Annotated in this window: 13 protein-coding genes; 7 read left to right on the top strand and 6 right to left on the bottom strand. The window is 35.7% G+C overall.

Features of this window, described 5'->3' with window-relative positions:
- Positions 1-1587 precede the first annotated feature (1587 nt).
- The gene (locus tag TERY_RS25880; protein WP_011613921.1) at positions 1588-2055 is read left to right on the top strand and encodes an LD-carboxypeptidase; all 468 of its coding nucleotides are present in this window, start codon (positions 1588-1590) and stop codon (positions 2053-2055) included.
- Between the two features lie 192 nt (positions 2056-2247).
- Here the strand turns inward: TERY_RS25880 and TERY_RS33915 are convergent, their stop codons facing one another.
- Positions 2248-2460, bottom strand: a complete 213-nt coding sequence (locus tag TERY_RS33915; protein WP_155994581.1) for a hypothetical protein — start codon at positions 2458-2460, stop codon at positions 2248-2250.
- On the opposite strand from TERY_RS33915, the gene TERY_RS37710 reads away from it, so the two are divergent.
- Positions 2429-2524 carry a hypothetical protein gene (locus TERY_RS37710; protein ID WP_370497312.1) on the top strand — a complete coding sequence of 32 codons (96 nt, stop codon included), beginning with the start codon at positions 2429-2431 and terminating at the stop codon, positions 2522-2524. The genes TERY_RS33915 and TERY_RS37710 overlap by 32 nt on opposite strands.
- Here the strand turns inward: TERY_RS37710 and TERY_RS33910 are convergent.
- A complete protein-coding gene (locus TERY_RS33910; RefSeq protein ID WP_155994581.1) occupies positions 2477-2689 on the bottom strand; it encodes a hypothetical protein in 213 nt (70 codons plus the stop codon). The genes TERY_RS37710 and TERY_RS33910 overlap by 48 nt on opposite strands.
- On the opposite strand from TERY_RS33910, the gene TERY_RS37705 reads away from it, so the two are divergent.
- Together TERY_RS37705 and TERY_RS22375 are read left to right on the top strand one after the other, a co-directional pair.
- The gene (locus tag TERY_RS37705; protein ID WP_370497310.1) at positions 2658-2726 is read left to right on the top strand and encodes a hypothetical protein; all 69 of its coding nucleotides are present in this window, start codon (positions 2658-2660) and stop codon (positions 2724-2726) included. The genes TERY_RS33910 and TERY_RS37705 overlap by 32 nt on opposite strands.
- Before the next feature lie 239 nt (positions 2727-2965).
- Positions 2966-3211 (top strand): hypothetical protein, encoded by a 246-nt coding sequence (locus TERY_RS22375; RefSeq protein WP_196797141.1) that lies wholly within the window; start codon positions 2966-2968, stop codon positions 3209-3211.
- A gap of 62 nt (positions 3212-3273) precedes the next feature.
- On the opposite strand, the gene TERY_RS22370 is transcribed toward TERY_RS22375, so the two are convergent.
- Positions 3274-4206 (bottom strand): NAD-dependent epimerase/dehydratase family protein, encoded by a 933-nt coding sequence (locus TERY_RS22370; protein WP_011613919.1) that lies wholly within the window; start codon positions 4204-4206, stop codon positions 3274-3276.
- Positions 4207-4605: 399 nt separating this feature from the next.
- Between TERY_RS22370 and TERY_RS33905 the strand changes: the two genes are divergently transcribed.
- Positions 4606-5421, top strand: coding sequence for a hypothetical protein (locus TERY_RS33905; protein WP_011613918.1), 816 nt, complete (start codon positions 4606-4608; stop codon positions 5419-5421).
- Positions 5422-6153: 732 nt separating this feature from the next.
- The gene (locus TERY_RS22365) at positions 6154-6609 is read left to right on the top strand and encodes a nitrate reductase associated protein (RefSeq protein WP_011613917.1); all 456 of its coding nucleotides are present in this window, start codon (positions 6154-6156) and stop codon (positions 6607-6609) included.
- Positions 6610-7030: 421 nt separating this feature from the next.
- Here the strand turns inward: TERY_RS22365 and rimM are convergent, their stop codons facing one another.
- On the bottom strand, positions 7031-7657 hold the full coding sequence (rimM, locus tag TERY_RS22360) for a ribosome maturation factor RimM (RefSeq protein WP_011613916.1): 627 nt from the start codon (positions 7655-7657) through the stop codon (positions 7031-7033).
- A gap of 882 nt (positions 7658-8539) precedes the next feature.
- On the opposite strand from rimM, the gene TERY_RS22355 reads away from it, so the two are divergent.
- Positions 8540-9898: a tetratricopeptide repeat protein gene (locus TERY_RS22355; protein WP_011613915.1), complete on the top strand. Its 1359-nt coding sequence runs from the start codon at positions 8540-8542 to the stop codon at positions 9896-9898.
- Between the two features lie 220 nt (positions 9899-10118).
- Here the strand turns inward: TERY_RS22355 and TERY_RS22350 are convergent, their stop codons facing one another.
- Both TERY_RS22350 and TERY_RS22345 read right to left on the bottom strand, forming a co-directional pair.
- Complete coding sequence (locus tag TERY_RS22350) at positions 10119-14651, bottom strand: eIF2A-related protein (protein WP_011613914.1); 4533 nt, start codon at positions 14649-14651, stop codon at positions 10119-10121.
- Between the two features lie 619 nt (positions 14652-15270).
- On the bottom strand, positions 15271-18348 hold the full coding sequence (locus TERY_RS22345) for a TIM-barrel domain-containing protein (protein ID WP_011613913.1): 3078 nt from the start codon (positions 18346-18348) through the stop codon (positions 15271-15273).
- Positions 18349-18478: the final 130 nt, after the last annotated feature.

Below are 18478 nucleotides of genomic sequence, written 5' to 3'. Positions count from 1 at the left end.
ACTCATTATTTAGAGGAAATATCTCATAGTAATTATTGTTAATTTCAGTTTTGCTATTGTGAAAAAATAATCACAATAAATTCTGGCAACTCAAAATTAATATACTCATTATTTAGAGGAAGTATCTCATAGTAATTATTGTTAATTTCAGTTTTGCTATTGTGAAAAAATAATCACAATAAATTCTGGCAACTCAAAATTAATATACTCATTATTTAGAGGAAATATCTCATAATAATTATTGTTAATTTTAGTTTTGCTATTGTGAAAAAATCATCACAATAAATTCTGGCAACTCAAAATTAATATATTCATTATTTAGAGAAAATATCTGATAGTAATTATTATTAATTTTAGTTTTGCTATTATGAAAAAATAATCACAATAAATTCTGGCAACTCAAAATTAATATATTTATTATTTAGAGGAAGTATCTCATAATAATTATTGTTAATTTCAGTTTTGCTATTGTGAAAAAATAATCACAATAAATTCTGGCAACTCAAAATTAATATATTCATTATTTAGAGGAAGTATCTCATAGTAATTATTATTAATTTTAGTTTCGCTATTATGAAAAAATCATCACAATAAATTCTGGCAACTCAAAATTAATATATTCATTATTTAGAGAAAATATCTCATAGTAATTATTATTAATTTTAGTTTTGCTATTATGAAAAAATCATCACAATAAATTCTGGCAACTCAAAATTAATATATTCATTATTTAGAGAAAATATCTCATAGTAATTATTATTAATTTTAGTTTCGCTATTATGAAAAAATAATCACAATAAATTCTGGCAACTCAAAATTAATATATTTATTATTTAGAGAAAATATCTCATAGTAATTATTGTTAATTTCAGTTTTGCTATTGTGAAAAAATAATCACAATAAATTCTGGCAACTCAAAATTAATATATTCATTATTTAGAGAAAATATCTCATAGTAATTATTGTTAATTTCAGTTTTGCTATTGTGAAAAAATAATCACAATAAATTCTGGCAACTCAAAATTAATATACTCATTATTTAGAGGAAATATCTCATAGTAATTATTATTAATTTTAGTTTCGCTATTATGAAAAAATCATCATAATAAATTCTGAATATTCAAAATTAAGATGCTGATTATTTCTTAGTAAATTTACTGCTTATTTCATCTCAAAATTAATACGATTTTTTCCTGAAAAAAATGTTGCCAATTATCGGGATATAAAAATTATATTCTATCTGATTTACCTTTGATTAAAAAAAGAAATTTATACCAATAAAATAATATTTAAACTATTTATTATGACTCCTGAGTACTTCATCCTGAATAAATATTAGTAGCTATTCATCAAAGAGCAAATTTTGTAAACAATTTATTTTTCTGGCATAATATGTAGTAATATTATGATTGTTTTCTATTCTTCCTGCTGCTTGCTGAACTCAGTTAATTCTCATCTAACTTTTCCCAGAAAATTAACCATCGCCGTTACTTTTTAAAATTTCTAGGTCTAAGTTTATTGACGACCAAAGTTACTGCTATAAATAACCATTTCCAAATCATTATATCAGCAGTATCGCCTTTACCCATGCTGAAAGCAACCCGCTTTAAAGTTGGTGATACCGTAGCATTAGTTAGTTTTACCAGCATAGCTTTTAAACACGAACTTAAATATATAAACTTGATTTTAAGTAAACAAAAATTAAAAGTCAAAGTTGCTACCCATACTCTCGATAAATATGGATATTTAGCAGGTAAGGATATAGACTGTGCAGCAGATATTAATACTATGTTTGCGGATGAGGAGGTCAAAGCATTGATAACAAGCAGAAGTGGTTGGGGTAGCAGTCGTATCTTATCATTATTAAACTATAACTTAATTCGGAAAAATCCTAAAATTATCATCGACTACAGCGATATTACTGCTCTATTATTGGCAATATATCCTGGCAGTGGTCTGGTGACATTTCACGGTTCCTCTGCTACATCTATCTGGAATAAATTTTCTGTTGCTTATCTCAAAGATATACTGTTTGAAGAAAAAGCGATGAGCTGACAACCTCCTAGAAATATTGCGGAAACTATCACAGATGGAAAAGGAAGGGGTCGACTACTGGGGGGAAACTTGTCTGTGTTAGCAGGGATGATGGGCTCGAATTTTTTGCCAGACTGGTGAGGGAAAATTTTGTTTGTAGAAGAGGTGGGAGAAGATGTTGATCGGGTGGATAGCATGTTGACTCAGTTAAATTTAGTTGTCATTTTGCCAAGAAAAAGCGATGAGCTGACAAGCTCCTAGAAATATTGCGGAAACTATCACAGATGGAAAAGGAAGGGGTCGACTACTGGGGGGAAACTTGTCTGTGTTAGCAGGGATGATGGGCTCGAATTTTTTGCCAGACTGGTGAGGGAAAATTTTGTTTGTAGAAGAGGTGGGAGAAGATGTTGATCGGGTGGATAGCATGTTGACTCAGTTAAATTTAGTTGTCATTTTGCCAAGAAAAAGCGATGAGCTGACAAGCTCCTAGAAATATTGCGGAAACTATCACAGATGGAAAAGGAAGGGGTCGACTACTGGGGGGAAACTTGTCTGTGTTAGCAGGGATGATGGGCTCGAATTTTTTGCCAGACTGGTGAGGGAAAATTTTGTTTGTAGAAGAGGTGGGAGAAGATGTTGATCGGGTGGATAGCATGTTGACTCAGTTAAATTTAATTGTCATTTTGCAGTAGTTGAACGGTTGCGCAGTGTATTAAATGTTTTGATCGCGAAAATAATTTTCTGACCTTAACTTTATTGCAGGCTTTGCTCGATCACATTTGACCTCTGGGTATTTCTGCTTGGTATGGTACAATGATGGGTTATATTCGGGATCAGTTTACAGTAACCTTGAGAGTAGAGGTGGATATAGACGGCGAGCGGTACAATGAAAATGTTATCAACTGAGGTTGTTTAGGGGGTGAGAAGCTTTTTGACTCTCTGTAGCACGACCATCTTGTCTGCCATAGTCGTGTTTCAGATAGATAAAATCTTATGTAACGGCACTTTCATATTTTTCCAGGGCGAAAATGCCAAGCAACTACTATTTTGGGGTAAGGGAAATATATTTGTGGTGCATTGGGTGGTCTATTGTCATTATTTTGGTTTTGGGGTTGGGCAGCCTTTACTAGGCATTGCTAAACCTACAGGAGTAGGACTACCAAAATTACATTGTTGAGTACATTTTTTAGTTTAACTCTTAAATTCCCACTGCACCACCTACTATTAATTACCTCAAACTTACACTTTCAAAATTTCATCATCAATGGAAAAATCTACTTCTGCTTGAGCACGACCAGATGCTATAAAGTCATTTTCAAATGAATCTTTTAATCCAGAAATTAAGTCATATTTTGGTTGCCAATTTAATTCAGTTATTGCTTTATTTATACTGGCAAAAAAATGTTGCATTCGTAATGGAAAAGCTTTCTTTTTTCCAAAGTCAAATTTCTTCGGGTCGTAATGTACTAACTTAATAGAATCAGGAGATTTTCCAGTGGCTTCAGCACAGGAGCGGGCTAAACCATCAAAGGTGATAAAACGTTCTCCAGAAATATTATAAATTTGCCCAATTGCTTTGTCATTTCCTAAAATATTTACCATTGCCATTGCTAAATCTTTGACATGACCTAATTGAGTAATATGAAGTCCATTACCAGGAATAGGAATTGGGCGATCGCGTACAATTCTGTCAAAAAACCATGCTTCTAAATCATTATAATTTTGTGGTCCATAAATATAAGTAGGGCGAATAGAAGTCCAGGGTAAACCTTGATTTGCTAATTCTGTTTCTGTTTCATATTTTCCTAAATGACGACTTTTTGGATCTATAGTATCTCCTTCAATATGAGGCATTTGGTCAGACTTTAAATAAACTCCGGCAGAACTCATATAGACGAAATGTTTGACTTGACCTTTAAAGATTTCTGCTAGAGGTTTTGTGTCACTTAATTTTCGTCCGTTATTATCAAAAATAGCATCAAATTTTTCTGATGCTAACTTTTCTTTGAGTTGATTAATATCAGTCCTATCCCCATAAATTTCTTTAATTCCTGAGACTGGAGCTGGTTTATTTCCGCGATTAAATAATACAACTTCATGCCCTTTTTCTACCAAAATTTTAGTTAAATATACCCCAATGAATCGGGTACCACCCATAATCAATATTCGCATTTTTTCCTTTTGTTTATTTTCAGATTATTCTCTTATCATACCTATTTACTAAATCAAAAGTCAAAGGTTTAGATATTTTTTTTATTGTATTTTTATCATATACTATACTTAAAGTCAAGAGCATTATTTTATGAATAAGTTATTTTTAAATTTTGAAGAATAAATTTAGTTTTTTCTGGAGAATGGTTAATAAAATTGTATGGGGTTTTTATGATAAATAATTAGTACAGCAATCTTTAGTAATTTAGTTATTAGATTTAAATTAATATCAAGTTAGATTTTTAGATTGAATCTAAGTAAGAGTAAAAAAATATCCTTTTAAAACTTATAAATTGATGGGTTTATTAACAGAATTTTTCCTGGTTTAAGAACAGTCACTTAGCTGCTTTTACACAACAAGTGTTATATGATAAACAGCAAAAAAAATCTCTATGTAATAAATATTTTCCAAAATTATTAACAGTACATTTAGAGGATAAGGCTACAGAAATTTATCTACAGAAATTTATCTACAGAAATTTATCTACAGACATTTATCTACAGAAATTTATCTACAGACATTTATCTACAGACATTTATCTACAGAAATTTATCTACAGACATTTATCTACAGACATTTATCTACAGACATTTATCTACAGAAATTTATCTACAGACATTTATCTACAGAAATTTATCTACAGAAATTTATCTACAGAAATTTATCTACAGACATTTATCTACAGAAATTTATCTACAGAAATTTATCTACAGACATTTATCTACAGACATTTATCTATAGAAATTTATCTACAGAAATTTATCTACAGACATTTATCTACAGACATTTATCTACAGAAATTTATCTACAGACATTTATCTACAGACATTTATCTACAGACATTTATCTACAGACATTTATCTACAGAAATTTATCTACAGAAATTTATCTACAGACATTTATCTATAGAAATTTATCTACAGACATTTATCTACAGAAATTTATCTACAGAAATTTATCTACAGACATTTATCTACAGACATTTATCTATAGAAATTTATCTACAGACATTTATCTACAGAAATTTATCTACAGAAATTTATCTACAGAAATTTATCTACAGAAATTTATCTACAGAAATTTATCTACAGAAATTTATCTACAGACATTTATCTACAGAAATTTATCTACAGAAATTTATCTACAGAAATTTATCTACAGAAATTTATCTATAGAAATTTATCTACAGAAATTTATCTATAGAAATTTATCTACAGAAATTTATCTACAGAAATTTATTTATAAATCAGGGATAGTTTTTGATGAAATTTTTTATCTATCAACTATCAAAAAAAAATACTATATGAAATAAAAAATTATAGTAATAGTAAGCTATGAAAATTTTATCCGGAATATACTCTTTGGAAGGTTTTCATCTGGACTATATTCAGTCAAAAACTATAATTTTATGTTGGGAATTTCTGCTTCTATTGGGTTGATTATGATGAGATTTATATGAGCAGATATTTTTACTGTTAGTCGCAAAAAAAAATAACAAATTTAATATCATTATTAAAATTGATATTTGGCTTAGATCTGTATTCTTTTTTCACCTTTGGTATAATATAAAATTTGGTGACATCAGTATTTTATAATGGAGGTAAAGAAGAACACTTTAGTTATTGGGTAGTCATGAAATAGGAAGAAGCTTTGAGTTTGAGAAAAATCTTAAATATAAGGTAGATATTTCTCAACTTTTACAAATAATTATAGAATAGGAACATGATATATATGAGTGAAAATTATTTTGAGTTTGAGCAAGACTTTGTAGATATTTCTCAACTTTTACAAATAATTATAGAATAGGAACATGATATATATGAGTGAAAATTATTTTGATTTTGAGCAAGACTTTGTAGATATTTCTCAACTTTTACAAATAATTATAGAATAGGAACATGATATATATGAGTGAAAATTATTTTGATTTTGAGCAAGACTTTGTAGAATCTTTACGGTGTATTCCTATGATAGTACGCTATAAATTAGATACCTGTGGAGTAAAATTAAAATTATCCCACTGGCATCAATTTAATCATTTAATTCGTCAAGAGTTAGTGAATAAACCTTGCAGTAAATTAGAAGAAATTCAAAGTTATCGAGTATGGCTACATCAGTTAGTAATTGACCATACAGATACTCCTGCTAAAGATTTATCTGTTGAAAAAAATCCGGCTTGGATGGATGAGACTAAAATTCCAGAAATAGTTCAGAAAAAAGCACAAGAAGTAGGTATTAAAATTAAGTTAGATCAATGGAAAAATCTGACGCCACTACAAAGGTTTGTTCTGATTAAACTTAGTCGTTCTAACCATGAAAATAAAAATTTTTTACCTGCTGTTCAGGAATTTCAGCTAATTTGAAGGAGTCAAGCACGATGCTTATTTTTAGCACGAATATACGAATAAATCTAATATACTAGACTTGCTCAAAAACTAAGTTGATTAAATTTCCTATAAGCATTTAGTTATTAGCAGTCAGCTCAAGGGCTTTTCTTAGGTCATACTATGCAACAAGATGCAGTTGAGCTGATCTTCTTTTCGGTGTCAGATTTTTAATTCTTTTTGGAGGTTAATTCCTCCTTTTAGCTGATAGCTGATAGCTGATAGCTGCCTGCTAAATGCTTAGGTTATAGTTTCAAAATATAATGTGTGAAATGATTTCCTAAAATTACTGAGGTTGTCAAAGTTTTGAGCTGATAATATCTTAATTTATTAATGCATAATTTCTCCTCTTACGGGGTAAGGATGGTGTTAACTTCTGTCAAATATCTGTCAAATAATATTACAGGTCAATTAAGCCATCAGGAGGAGTAATTTCAATGATACTTTGTTCAAAATTAACTATCGGTACAATTTCTTTGACAAAGGGAATTAGAATTTTTTTTGATGGGGGGGATTGATTTTTTTTCTGATTCTTTGTGTCTCTACTTCTCTTACTTTTTGAAGGTAAATTATTTTCAACAACTTCAGAAATAACAGGGGTATCTGTAGAGATTTTTTCGACTTCTAATAAGTCATTTCCTGCAAAAATAATATTAATAACTTTGCCAATAGTTTTCCCGTTTAATTGATTAATAACTGTTAAACCAATTAAGTCTGGTACATAAAATTCATCAGCTTCAAGTTGAGGCCGATCGCCTTTTTCAATCAATAACTGGCTATTTCTTAATGCTTCAGCTTGTTGGCGGCTTTTAATTCCTGCTAATTCTATTACATATAACCCTTTACCAGGAACATAACGACCACTCAGTAATTCGATAGATATCGGTTCTACTTGACCCGGTGATAATAACCACCTTTTTCCGGGTTCGGTGAATCTTTCTGGAAAGTCTGAGCTAGGATATACTCGTAAGTCTCCTTTCAAACCTTGAGGTGCAACAATTTTACCAATTTCAATCCATTCAGACATTATTTTCACTCAAAACTTAAAAGTCAAAAGTTAAACAAAAGTTGCATAAATTCATTATTTCTATAAGAATTTTGCCTAAGTTTTGTCTATTGCTAATTTGCAATTTTATACTTGATATAATACATAATATTGATGGTTTTAGGGGATAGGGAATACTTAGGGACTTTACATATAAATTTCCTAGGTATTAGGGAAGATGGATCAGAAAATAGAGAATAAATAAAAAATATATTTATTTCGGATTATATCACGTTAATGTTGAATCTACTGTTATTTATTTTACTATCAGTTTATTAGGGGTTTGATACAGCATTTCTCTTGCTGGTAAGGCACAATTTTAGGGGCTAAGACTGTTTCACGGAGGTGATGCATTTAAATTTAAAAGTTTAAGGTTTATATGCTTAAGTCTTTGATGCTCTCAGTGATTTTAGGAAATTATTTTACATTTAAAGTTGGCAACTATTTGTGACGTCTTTAAAGTAAGTTGGTATTGGTATAAGATGCCTATAATACAATAGTTTGACTATTGATTTTTTGTATATCTCATATCCGATCTGATGCTGTAATTAGGGTTTGCTGAAGTTTGTCTTATGGTTGAAGGTGGTAGTCAAAAGTAGATAGGGGCTTTCTATAGAATGTCTGTATAGAGTTAAAGGAATTACAGAGGATGTAGTTGGAAATTTATCTCTTAATTTTTCTAGCTTTGTCTGCTTAAAATACTGATATTTTTGGTTTGATAATCTAAAAAAATTCTACTTTTTTTCCTGATACGAAGGCTAAAGTTATTATATTTAAGTGCCTTTGGGTTTAATGGGCAATTCCTAATTAGAATTAATTCTATGGATGAAAATATTATTAGTTAATCTGGGCTTTTAAAAGGTAATGAAAATAATTAAAGGGAACAGGGTTAAGGAACTCAGAAATTTTTTTTGTAATCAGAGTTTGATAATTTCTCGAAAAAAAATTGGCTGGAAAATTTGGGGTTTTAGACCTAATGATAATTATTTTGAGAAGGGTTATAAGGGTTTTACTCTGAGTTTGCTTAGGTTAGTTTCTACTCTAATTTTAACTGTTATAGTTTCTATGAGTGACAGTATTGCTTATGGTCAAAATCAAAGTTTTGATAATTATCAAAAAAGAAAATCTTTGATTTTTTTGAGTCAAAACCAAGAACAAGTTGAAGATTTTAAACTAAGAGAAGAAATTCGCGATGGTGTCCGAGAGGAGGTAGATTATACTTTTCGTCATGCTATGTCATTACTTAGTGTTTTTCTAATTGTTTTGACTTTTTTCCCGGCTTCAGCGGCAGTTTGGATTTGGTTTCTTCAGGCAAAGTTAGCTCACAAAGTTGATGTTACAAAACAAGAGATTGATAGTTTTAAATATGATACAGTATCTCAACTTAAACAAATTATTGTTGATACTCAGGTTATTTTAGATGAATTGAGGGTAGAAAGTGGCAAGGCTGAGGAAAAAATTGAACAACTTCAACAGGATACTTTGATTCAATTTTCTTCTGAACAAGGTGATAATTCTGAGCCTTTAATGATGGCGAAAGACTATGCAAAAAAAGCTGATACTTTTTTCTTTTCGGGTCAGTTTAAGGAGGCTATTAATGCTTATAATCAAGCTTTAAAAATTCATCCAAAAATGGCGGATGTTTGGAATAATCGGGGTGTGGCTTTGACAAGATTAAAGATATTTGATGAGGCAATTTCTTCTTATGATCGAGCTTTACAAATTCGGGCTGATTATGCGGATGCTTGGAATAATAGGGGTGTTTGTTTGATAGAATTGCAGCATTATCAAGAGGCAATTAATTCTTTTGAGCAAGGAATTAAGGTTAAACCTGATTATGCAGATGCTTGGAATAATAGGGGTGTTTGTTTGGCAAAAATTCAAAAATATCAGGAGGCAGTTAAGTCTTATAATCAGGCAATTGCTATTAAAAATGATTATGGTGATGCTTGGAATAATCGCGGTGCTTGTTTGATGAAGTTGGGAATTTATGGAGAGGCGATCGCTTGTTTTGATAATGCTGTAAAGATTCAACCTGACTTTTTTAGTGCTTGGTATAATCAGGCTCGTTGTTATAGTTTAAAGGGTGATGTTGATATGGCTTTAAAAAGTTTTGAAAAGGCTGTTAGTTTGAATGGTAAAAAGTCTCAAAAGATGGCAAAAAATGAACCTGATTTTGATAATATTCGGGACCATGAATTGTTTCAGAAGTTGATAGTTTGATTGTCTTTTTAGTTAAGGTTTAAAGGTCAAAAGTTGGAAGCCCTGTAGGTTGGGTCTCAGAATGTTAGCCCAGCTTTTCTGCAAGATAAACTTAACAAATTAGCTGTTAGCATCAGCAGAGGAATTAATAATTTAGGGGTTGGTTCATTGTTGAGACAACTACTTCTGGTCAGAGCGATCGCTTGGTTTTTTTGAGGAGCATAATAGTGCTAGGGCGAACTCAAAGGTCAAACCAAAGGGTTTGGTCTGAGGAGGTTAGCGCAGCTTCTGCAGTTACACTCGGATGAACGGGAAGGTTTTCGCAAGTTTTCTGATATGTCTCCAAGTCGCTGTTGATATACTGCTGCCATTCCTTTGCGGTTAAATTCCGACTGAGACGACTACAAGCTTCTTGAATTAAGCCTTCTGACGTTGCCCAATGGAGGCGGGCGGTATTGTCATAATTTGCAGTAGCAATGGTTTTGCCGTCCGGGCTAAAGGCTACTGCATTTACCAAGGACTGGTGGTTGAGAGTAGCTAATTCTTTGCCATTCTCAGTATCCCAGAGGCGGGCGGTTTTGTCAGAACTTGCAGTAGCAATGGTTTTGCCGTCGGGGCTAAAGGCTACTGCAAATACCCTGGACTGGTGGTTGAGAGTAGCTAATACTTTGCCATTCTCAGTATCCCAGAGGCGGGCGGTTTTGTCAGAACTTGCAGTTGCAATGGTTTTGCCGTCGGGGCTAAAGGCTACTGCATTTACCCAGAACTGGTGGTTGAGAGTAGCTAATACATTGCCATTCTCAGTATCCCAGAGGCGGGCGGTTTTGTCAGAACTTGCAGTAGCAATGGTTTTGCCGTCGGGGCTAAAGGCTACTGCAAATACCCTGGACTGGTGGTTGAGAGTAGCTAATACTTTGCCATTCTCAGTATCCCAGAGGCGGGCGGTTTTGTCAGAACTTGCAGTTGCAATGGTTTTGCCGTCCGGGCTAAAGGCTACTGCTCTTACCGAGGACTGGTGGTTGAGAGTAGCTAATACTTTGCCATTCTCAGTATCCCAGAGGCGGGCGGTTTTGTCAGAACTTGCAGTTGCAATGGTTTTGCCGTCGGGGCTAAAGGCTACTGCATTTACCGAGGACTGGTGGTTGAGAGTAGCTAATACTTTGCCATTCTCAGTATCCCAGAGGCGGGCGGTTTTGTCAGAACTTGCAGTTGCAATGGTTTTGCCGTCCGGGCTAAAGGCTACTGCTCTTACCGAGGACTGGTGGTTGAGAGTAGCTAATACTTTGCCATTCTCAGTATCCCAGAGGCGGGCGGTTTTGTCCCAGCTAGCAGTAGCAATGGTTTTGCCGTCGGGGCTAAAGGCTACTGCTATTACCAAGTCCTGGTGGAGTAGAGTAGCTAATACATTGCCATTCTCAGTATCCCAGAGGCGGGCGGTTTTGTCATAACTTGCAGTTGCAATGGTTTTGCCGTCCGGGCTAAAGGCTACTGCTCTTACCGAGGACTGGTGGTTGAGAGTAGCTAATACTTTGCCATTCTCAGTATCCCAGAGGCGGGCGGTTTTGTCAGAACTTGCAGTTGCAATGGTTTTGCCGTCGGGGCTAAAGGCTACTGCATTTACCGAGGACTGGTGGTTGAGAGTAGCTAATACTTTGCCATTCTCAGTATCCCAGAGGCGGGCGGTTTTGTCAGAACTTGCAGTTGCAATGGTTTTGCCGTCGGGGCTAAAGGCTACTGCTATTACCCAGTCCTGGTGGTTGAGAGTAGCTAATACATTGCCATTCTCAGTATCCCAGAGGCGGGCGGTTTTGTCAGAACTTGCAGTAGCAATGGTTTTGCCGTCGGGGCTAAAGGCTACTGCTATTACCGAGGACTGGTGGTTGAGAGTAGCTAATTCTTTGCCATTCTCAGTATCCCAGAGGCGGGCGGTTTTGTCATAACTTGCAGTAGCAATGGTTTTGCCGTCGGGGCTAAAGGCTACTGCATTTACCCAGTCCTGGTGGTTGAGAGTAGCTAATTCTTTGCCATTCTCAGTATCCCAGAGGCGGGCGGTTTTGTCATAACTTGCAGTTGCAATGGTTTTGCCGTCGGGGCTAAAGGCTACTGCATTTACCGAGGACTGGTGGTTGAGAGTAGCTAATACATTGCCATTCTCAGTATCCCAGAGGCGGGCGGTTTTGTCTAAACTTGCAGTTGCAATGGTTTTGCCGTCGGGGCTAAAGGCTACTGCATATACATCGGACTGGTGTTTGAGAGTATAGAGATGCTTGGGTAGTTGACTTACTCCATTCCGTAGAGTTTGATCCAGTTCAACAAGTAGGCCCGAGTCAGCTTTTCCATAACGTTTTTTGATATCAAAGTATTGCTTCATTGACTCCACGCTCAGTAATACACCTTTATCAAGTAAAGATAGCTTTTGTCTGATCATTGAGTCAGAAAGCATTCCTAATATTCTTGCTGCTTGTTCCTCTACTTTTCTTTGCCGCTCCTTCTCTTTTCTTTGCCGCTCCTTCTCTTTTTCTTCCTCACGAATTTTCAACTCCCGACTCGCCTCAATAAACTCATAAGCCAACCCATCCAATAAAGCCATTTCACCATAATTTTCCAGATATTCTTCCGCCTTAGTTAACCGACCAGCTCGTAACAACAAATTCTCACTTTTCCCCTCTTTTTCCCAGTCAGCCGCATCAGCCTCAATTTTTCTTTCCACCGGCAAAGCCTCTTGATATTCCTCCACCCATTTCCTCAAAGTTTTCCAACTTCTAATTAAGTCCTCATGAACAATATCCAATAATATTCCCGCCTCCGACCTATCCTTAGTCATTAACCTGTTATTTTTGTCAGCCAACCTATCACTAACTGCAGACAAAAGCTCTAAACTATGTCGTTCATTAGGCAACTTTTCCAAAATTACCCGCCGCCGAGTATCCGTTATTTTCCCCGGACTTATTTTCCCTTCCCCAGGCTGAACCAACTCTAAAAATATCCTCTTTGCCACCGACTTTTCCTCATCATTCAAACTCTCAAAAACCGCATCAGCTCGCTTCGTCAAAGCACCCTCTATTTCACCCAAACTTGTATAATTTTCCAGAGTTAAATATGGACTTTTATTCTCCCCTTGAGTCGCAAAACTCCACAGAGCATCCAAAGTATATTCCAGCAGAGGTAAACTACCAGGGTTACGCAAAAAATCTTCCCTCATTTTGGCAACCAAGTTGGGCTCAACATCCATACCCACTAATTTCGCCGGTTTTTTGATCACCTCCTCTATTTCACCCTCGTCCAGAGGAGTAACTAATAATTGATGTCCCTGAATTTTATTGGCCAACCCTCCATATTCAGAACAGCGGCCCAGAAAATCAGCCCGTATTCCCAACACCACACAAAACTTCTCACCTCGCCTTTCCAAAACAGCCAAAAAACAATCAAAAAAATCCAGTCGTTCTTCGTGAGTTTTACAGAGAGTAAAAGACTCTTCAAATTGGTCCATCACCATAATTACTCTTTCCGCCTCAACCACATCAATAAACTCAATTAATTTCTCTTCAATTAATTCCTTAGTTAAAAAATCGACCTTTTTCCCCTCTGTTTGTTCCGCCTCTGTTTGATCAACAAACTGAATTAAACCTTCAACTTTTTCCCCCTTAATCTTAATTTCCCCCAGACTTTTCCCCAGACTTTTCAGCAGACTTTTCAGAGGAGACTCCTCCGGAGTAAAAGGAGCAATATAAAACCATCTATCACTTCCCGATATTTTCTGCCCCCGCTTCAATTGATATAACAAACCCGCCCGTAACAAAGAAGATTTCCCACTCCCGGAAGCCCCCAAAACCGCCACAAAATTATTATCTTTTACTAGCTCAATTAACTTATCAGTTAACGAAGTTCTACCATGAAAAAATACCCCATCATTCTCCTGCTGCCGAAAATAAGATAAACCCCGATAAGGAGGATCATTTTTCCAACGTTCATCCAGAGGTTCATTCAGACTATTAGTAGTCAGAATAATTGTATCCCCGGAATTATCACACATAGGTGCTTGAGATGTCTGAGACATCTTTTCTTGAATAGATTCCGTCAAAACATGATTATCTACCCAACCATCAACATAATTTTCTGGGTTTAAACATTCCAGCAAATTATCAGTAAATAAACCATGTTCTCCATCAATTTTTTCTGTAGCAGTTTGAAAAGAACGAGAAGCAGTAATAAAACAGCGACTGACCTTTTTTTCTTGAGTATTGAGGTTAGCTACCCCGTCAAAATTCAATAATTCACCACTAAAACAACAATCTAACCAAACAATTTGTTTTTGAACCTGACTCTTTTGCAATAAATCCTTTAACCAACTTAAAGGAACACCAAAAATATCTTCATTATTCGAGAGCTTTTTCGCAAACTTAGCATCACTAGTAGCCAAAAAACCCTCTCGAATATCTTCTTCTATATTAACATAACCATGCCCGGCAAAAAACAGTAAAGCCACATCAGGAGTTTCATTTTTTCCAGGAGGTGTAAATAGATTAATAATTGCTTTTTTAAGATCATCAACCTTAACTATTCCCTCATGGTCACAAGTTTCTTTACCTTCCTCATCATATTTTTTTGGCAAACGTTGAACTCGAAATTTACCATATTTTTCCAACATATTAGCAATAGCTTCAGCATCCTTAGCAGCAGCCTTAAGGTTCGAATCTCCTACTTTTTTATTTTTCAACATAGGATAACGGTTAACTCCAACTACTAAAGCTTCCCTTAAATATTTTCTCTCCATAATTATCAATAATTATTAGTAATTAGTTGTTAGTAACAGCAGAGGGCCATCAACCTAATTTTTTTAGTCATAAGCAAATTATATAGATAAGACTTATACCCTTTCACAGAAGTCATCCATTAACAATTTAAGCTCCTCCTTTATCCCAAAAGCCCCCCTTTCTGCCCCAAAATGAAGCCAAATAAGAAAAAACATTCTGCCCTCTGCCTTTCTTTTCTCAGGGAAACCTTAAGTATAAATATTGACTGAATTGTTAACTCCTATAACTCCCGGCTCCTGAGTCGTAATTAGCAATCTAATTATACCAAAGCTAATTCTACCAAACCTAATATTATATCAGTTTTATGAAGCAGTAAATAGAATTGAATAAAAATTCAAGCAGTAGATAAAACTTATTGATAATAGAAGGGGGTGAGTGCAAACGCAGATAGTTTACACTCACCCCCAACCTATGTTGACTACTTATATATTTAAATTAACCAGCTCAAAACGTAATGATCATAGACAACTTTAAGTACACAAAGTCAAAAAATCCCTATTGGAACTTACACAACTTAACCATCAAAATCAGACTATAGTGCTTGGTATTCAAAGATTTTCCGTCAAACTTATCGGTAACTTAGACATAACCTAACATGATAGTTGTCTTAGGCATATTATCAAACACCTTGATAAAACTGATATTGATGTCTGCATTATAGTACCATGCGTTGTTAGGGCTACCCCAGAGGGCACCATTGTCACTAACCATCTGTTGCGGTTTACCTTCCATAGTCACCTCCTGCAAAGGGCCGTGTTCTCCCTTTTGTTCAGTAGGATCGTGCAATATTGCCACAAAGAAAAAGTCTTCCATAGGCGTATATCCATCGTGAACACGATTAACTTTAATCTCTCTGGTCTTTTCCCCAGTGTATTTATTAGTAATCAAAATCTCGCGATATTCGTCGTTTGCCTTGGGATCGTCCACTTGTGATTTCGGGGCAGAAGAACGGCTCTCCCCATCATCCAAGTACATGTGGTATTCTCCTCCATTCTCCTTCTGATAGTCTGGATAGATATTCAGGGTAATAGGATTTTTTTCTCCTTTGGCGTTCTTTTCTCCCACATATTGTTCCAACTCAATTGTGGGAATAATTGCTGCCGAGCGAACGTAGATGGGTACAATAAAGTTAATGTGCTGGTCACGAGTATTGATATTAGCATCAAAATCTCGTATCGTTGTTCCCCCTTCCAAAGCATTATTAAGAGGCATAACGTTGTTGACAAAGTTGTACCAGTAGCTAGGCTTAGGTAAATAGATATCCCGCTTGCCACCATTGGTTTCACTCTGAGGAAGCAATACCGGAGCAACGAGAAAATCCTTGCCTACGAAAAATTCGTTGTTTAAAAATTCGTCTTTATCATTGTAAAGAGACTTGTCCTGGGGATCGTTGAGGAACAAAGGACGACAGATAGGCAGACCATCCAGAGTGTTCTCAAACAATGTGTCGTAGAATAACTGCATCAGACGGTAGCGCAATTCAATATAATGCTTACAAATCTCTGGCACCATCCTGTACAAGTCCTGGGGCTCGGGAATTGGCTTGTTCCATGTCTCAAACCACTCTATATATTGGAATGGTTCTTGGAATTCTTTACGACCCTTACGGACATAGTGGTTACGGAACCATGGTAAGAAGGCACCTGCAGCAGTCCAGCGAATTACCAGTTCCGGACTCGCCCACTGCTGTTTGTCGTTACCATATTCTTGCTCGAAACCTCCGATATCTTGCCCGGTAACTGCCAAAGCGTTCATGCCTAGAGACAGAACCTGAGAGATATTCATCTGAAGAAAAGCCCATTCGGAAGAGTTATCCCCAGTCCATAAACCAGAATATCTGTGAGAACCAGAAAAACTCCCTCGTCCGATGATATAGTTGCGCTTGTTTTCGCGCCACTCTAGTCCTTTGGATAGTTTGTACAGGTTATTGAGTCCTTCGTAGGTGGCTTTGTGCAAATTGTATGAATACAAATTCCAAACTTTCAGAGCTGGGGTTAGTTTGACATCCGAGGGATAGAAGTCGTCAGTCACATACAGACGGAAGGGGAAACCTTTCATATCCCCACGGAAGTCACGGATAGCTGGGGTAGTCATATCCTGCCAGACAAATTCTAGTCCCATTTCATACAGATATTGATATTGCTTGCCCCACCATTCGCGTACTTCTTGACGGCCTAAATCAGGATAATGACCAGGGCTTCCCAGCTCTTTACCATTGGCATCCTTGCCGTAATATACTTCGCCAATGTAAGGCTCACTACTATCAAACCCTTCGGGATCGGAATTATCATCTTTGTTGGAACGATCTTCAATACCCCCATTATAGATCTGATACTCTTTACTAATTGGATTATATGGATCGTAGCGCTTATCAACAACAAAGTAGTTGTTATTCTTTCCCTCAACGTAGGTTGAGTAGTCATAATCTGTCTTGCCAAGCTTATCTTGACTGCTGATCACGGGAGTAATGTTCGTACAGCATTTTATCCCCTGCTTTCGCAAGTTATCAAACATTTTATCTGGTTCCCAGAAATTATTGATGTTGATAGTAAAAGTCCGATAATTTGCTTGTAAGTCAACATCAACAGCGAGACCATCAATGGGTATACCCCAATCCCGATATCGCGCCACAACCCATTCTAAGTCACTCCGCTTTTCGTATCCATAGCAACCTTGGTGATATCCCAAAGCATAGCGCGGTTTCAACTCTGGGCGACCGATCACGGCCGTATAGCTATCTAAAATATTCTTCGGGTCTTCTCCAAAAAACACATAATAGTCAAGATCACCAAAGCGAGTCCCAAACATATAGCGACCAGAATTACTATAGCCTATGTCCATGAATACTTGACTTGGGTTATCCACTAGAACTGCATTAACATTGTCGCTACCAGGAACGCCATTGAACTCATAAAAGAAAGGCTCAGAGTGGTAAAGAGGTTCGCGGTTATCTAAAGGTCCACGATTATAGACCTGTCGATAGCGCATATTATCAAAGTTGAAATAATTCAACTGATCCATATTTTTGCTGAGTTTAGTTCCCCCCTGTTCCCCAAAACCAATATATTTGGCATCGGCCGACTTCTTGACCGACTGAATGATGGCATAATCATCTGTGCCATTAGCGGTATAGTAAATTGAAGTGTTTGCGGTTTCCCAGACAGGAATATTGGCATACTCTGAATTCGATTCGGACTTGTTGAATACTTTGATACCAAATGGATTTAAAGTGATCACTACTTCCATATTGAAGGGTGTATTACGACCAACCTGGTTATAATTGCTTTTTGCCGTCAATATAACCTGATCTCCTAACTTAATATCCTTAACTTGTCTGTAAGTTACAGTACGTTGATTATTCCTTTTGATCTCTTCATCTGTTTCATCATTATCCACGCGAGTGCCCCTTGCATAATCCCCTGCTAATTTTTTGTTGGGGTTAAAGCGCATCCGTAAGACATCGTTCTGAGTGATCTCAAGCAACATTGAGCACTCACCTCCGCCGGCCTTATCAAAGGTAAGGCTTAAAGTGTACTTCCCGTCGAACACAGGATTTTTTGCAGGTCCCAGTTTATCCCATTCTTGGTAGTGATCGAAGTATTCTTCGACTTTGATAAATTTATAGAGGCGATCACTTTTAAAAATTTCACTCGGCATTGTTTTACTCCTTGAATTTTTGACAACTGAAATTGCAAATCTGACTTAACTTGATAGAGTTTTGCGTTAACAAAAGTCATAACTCAAAGTACACTATATAATTTTAGTGTTACTGCGTAAGTTATATTCT

The sequence above is a fragment of the Trichodesmium erythraeum IMS101 genome, assembly GCF_000014265.1.
GTDB lineage: Bacteria > Cyanobacteriota > Cyanobacteriia > Cyanobacteriales > Microcoleaceae > Trichodesmium > Trichodesmium erythraeum.
Note: the sequence above shows the minus strand (reverse complement) of the source record. Positions and strands in the feature narration are given on the sequence as shown.

Coding starts and splice junctions, on each gene's coding strand:
- TERY_RS22370 (WP_011613919.1), bottom strand. CDS start 4,206: ATGCGAATATTGATTATGGGTGGTACCCGATTCATTGGGGTATATTTA.
- TERY_RS33910 (WP_155994581.1), bottom strand. CDS start 2,689: ATGCTATCCACCCGATCAACATCTTCTCCCACCTCTTCTACAAACAAA.
- TERY_RS22365 (WP_011613917.1), top strand. CDS start 6,154: ATGAGTGAAAATTATTTTGATTTTGAGCAAGACTTTGTAGAATCTTTA.
- TERY_RS33915 (WP_155994581.1), bottom strand. CDS start 2,460: ATGCTATCCACCCGATCAACATCTTCTCCCACCTCTTCTACAAACAAA.
- rimM (WP_011613916.1), bottom strand. CDS start 7,657: ATGTCTGAATGGATTGAAATTGGTAAAATTGTTGCACCTCAAGGTTTG.
- TERY_RS25880 (WP_011613921.1), top strand. CDS start 1,588: ATGCTGAAAGCAACCCGCTTTAAAGTTGGTGATACCGTAGCATTAGTT.
- TERY_RS22350 (WP_011613914.1), bottom strand. CDS start 14,651: ATGGAGAGAAAATATTTAAGGGAAGCTTTAGTAGTTGGAGTTAACCGT.
- TERY_RS22355 (WP_011613915.1), top strand. CDS start 8,540: ATGAAAATAATTAAAGGGAACAGGGTTAAGGAACTCAGAAATTTTTTT.
- TERY_RS22345 (WP_011613913.1), bottom strand. CDS start 18,348: ATGCCGAGTGAAATTTTTAAAAGTGATCGCCTCTATAAATTTATCAAA.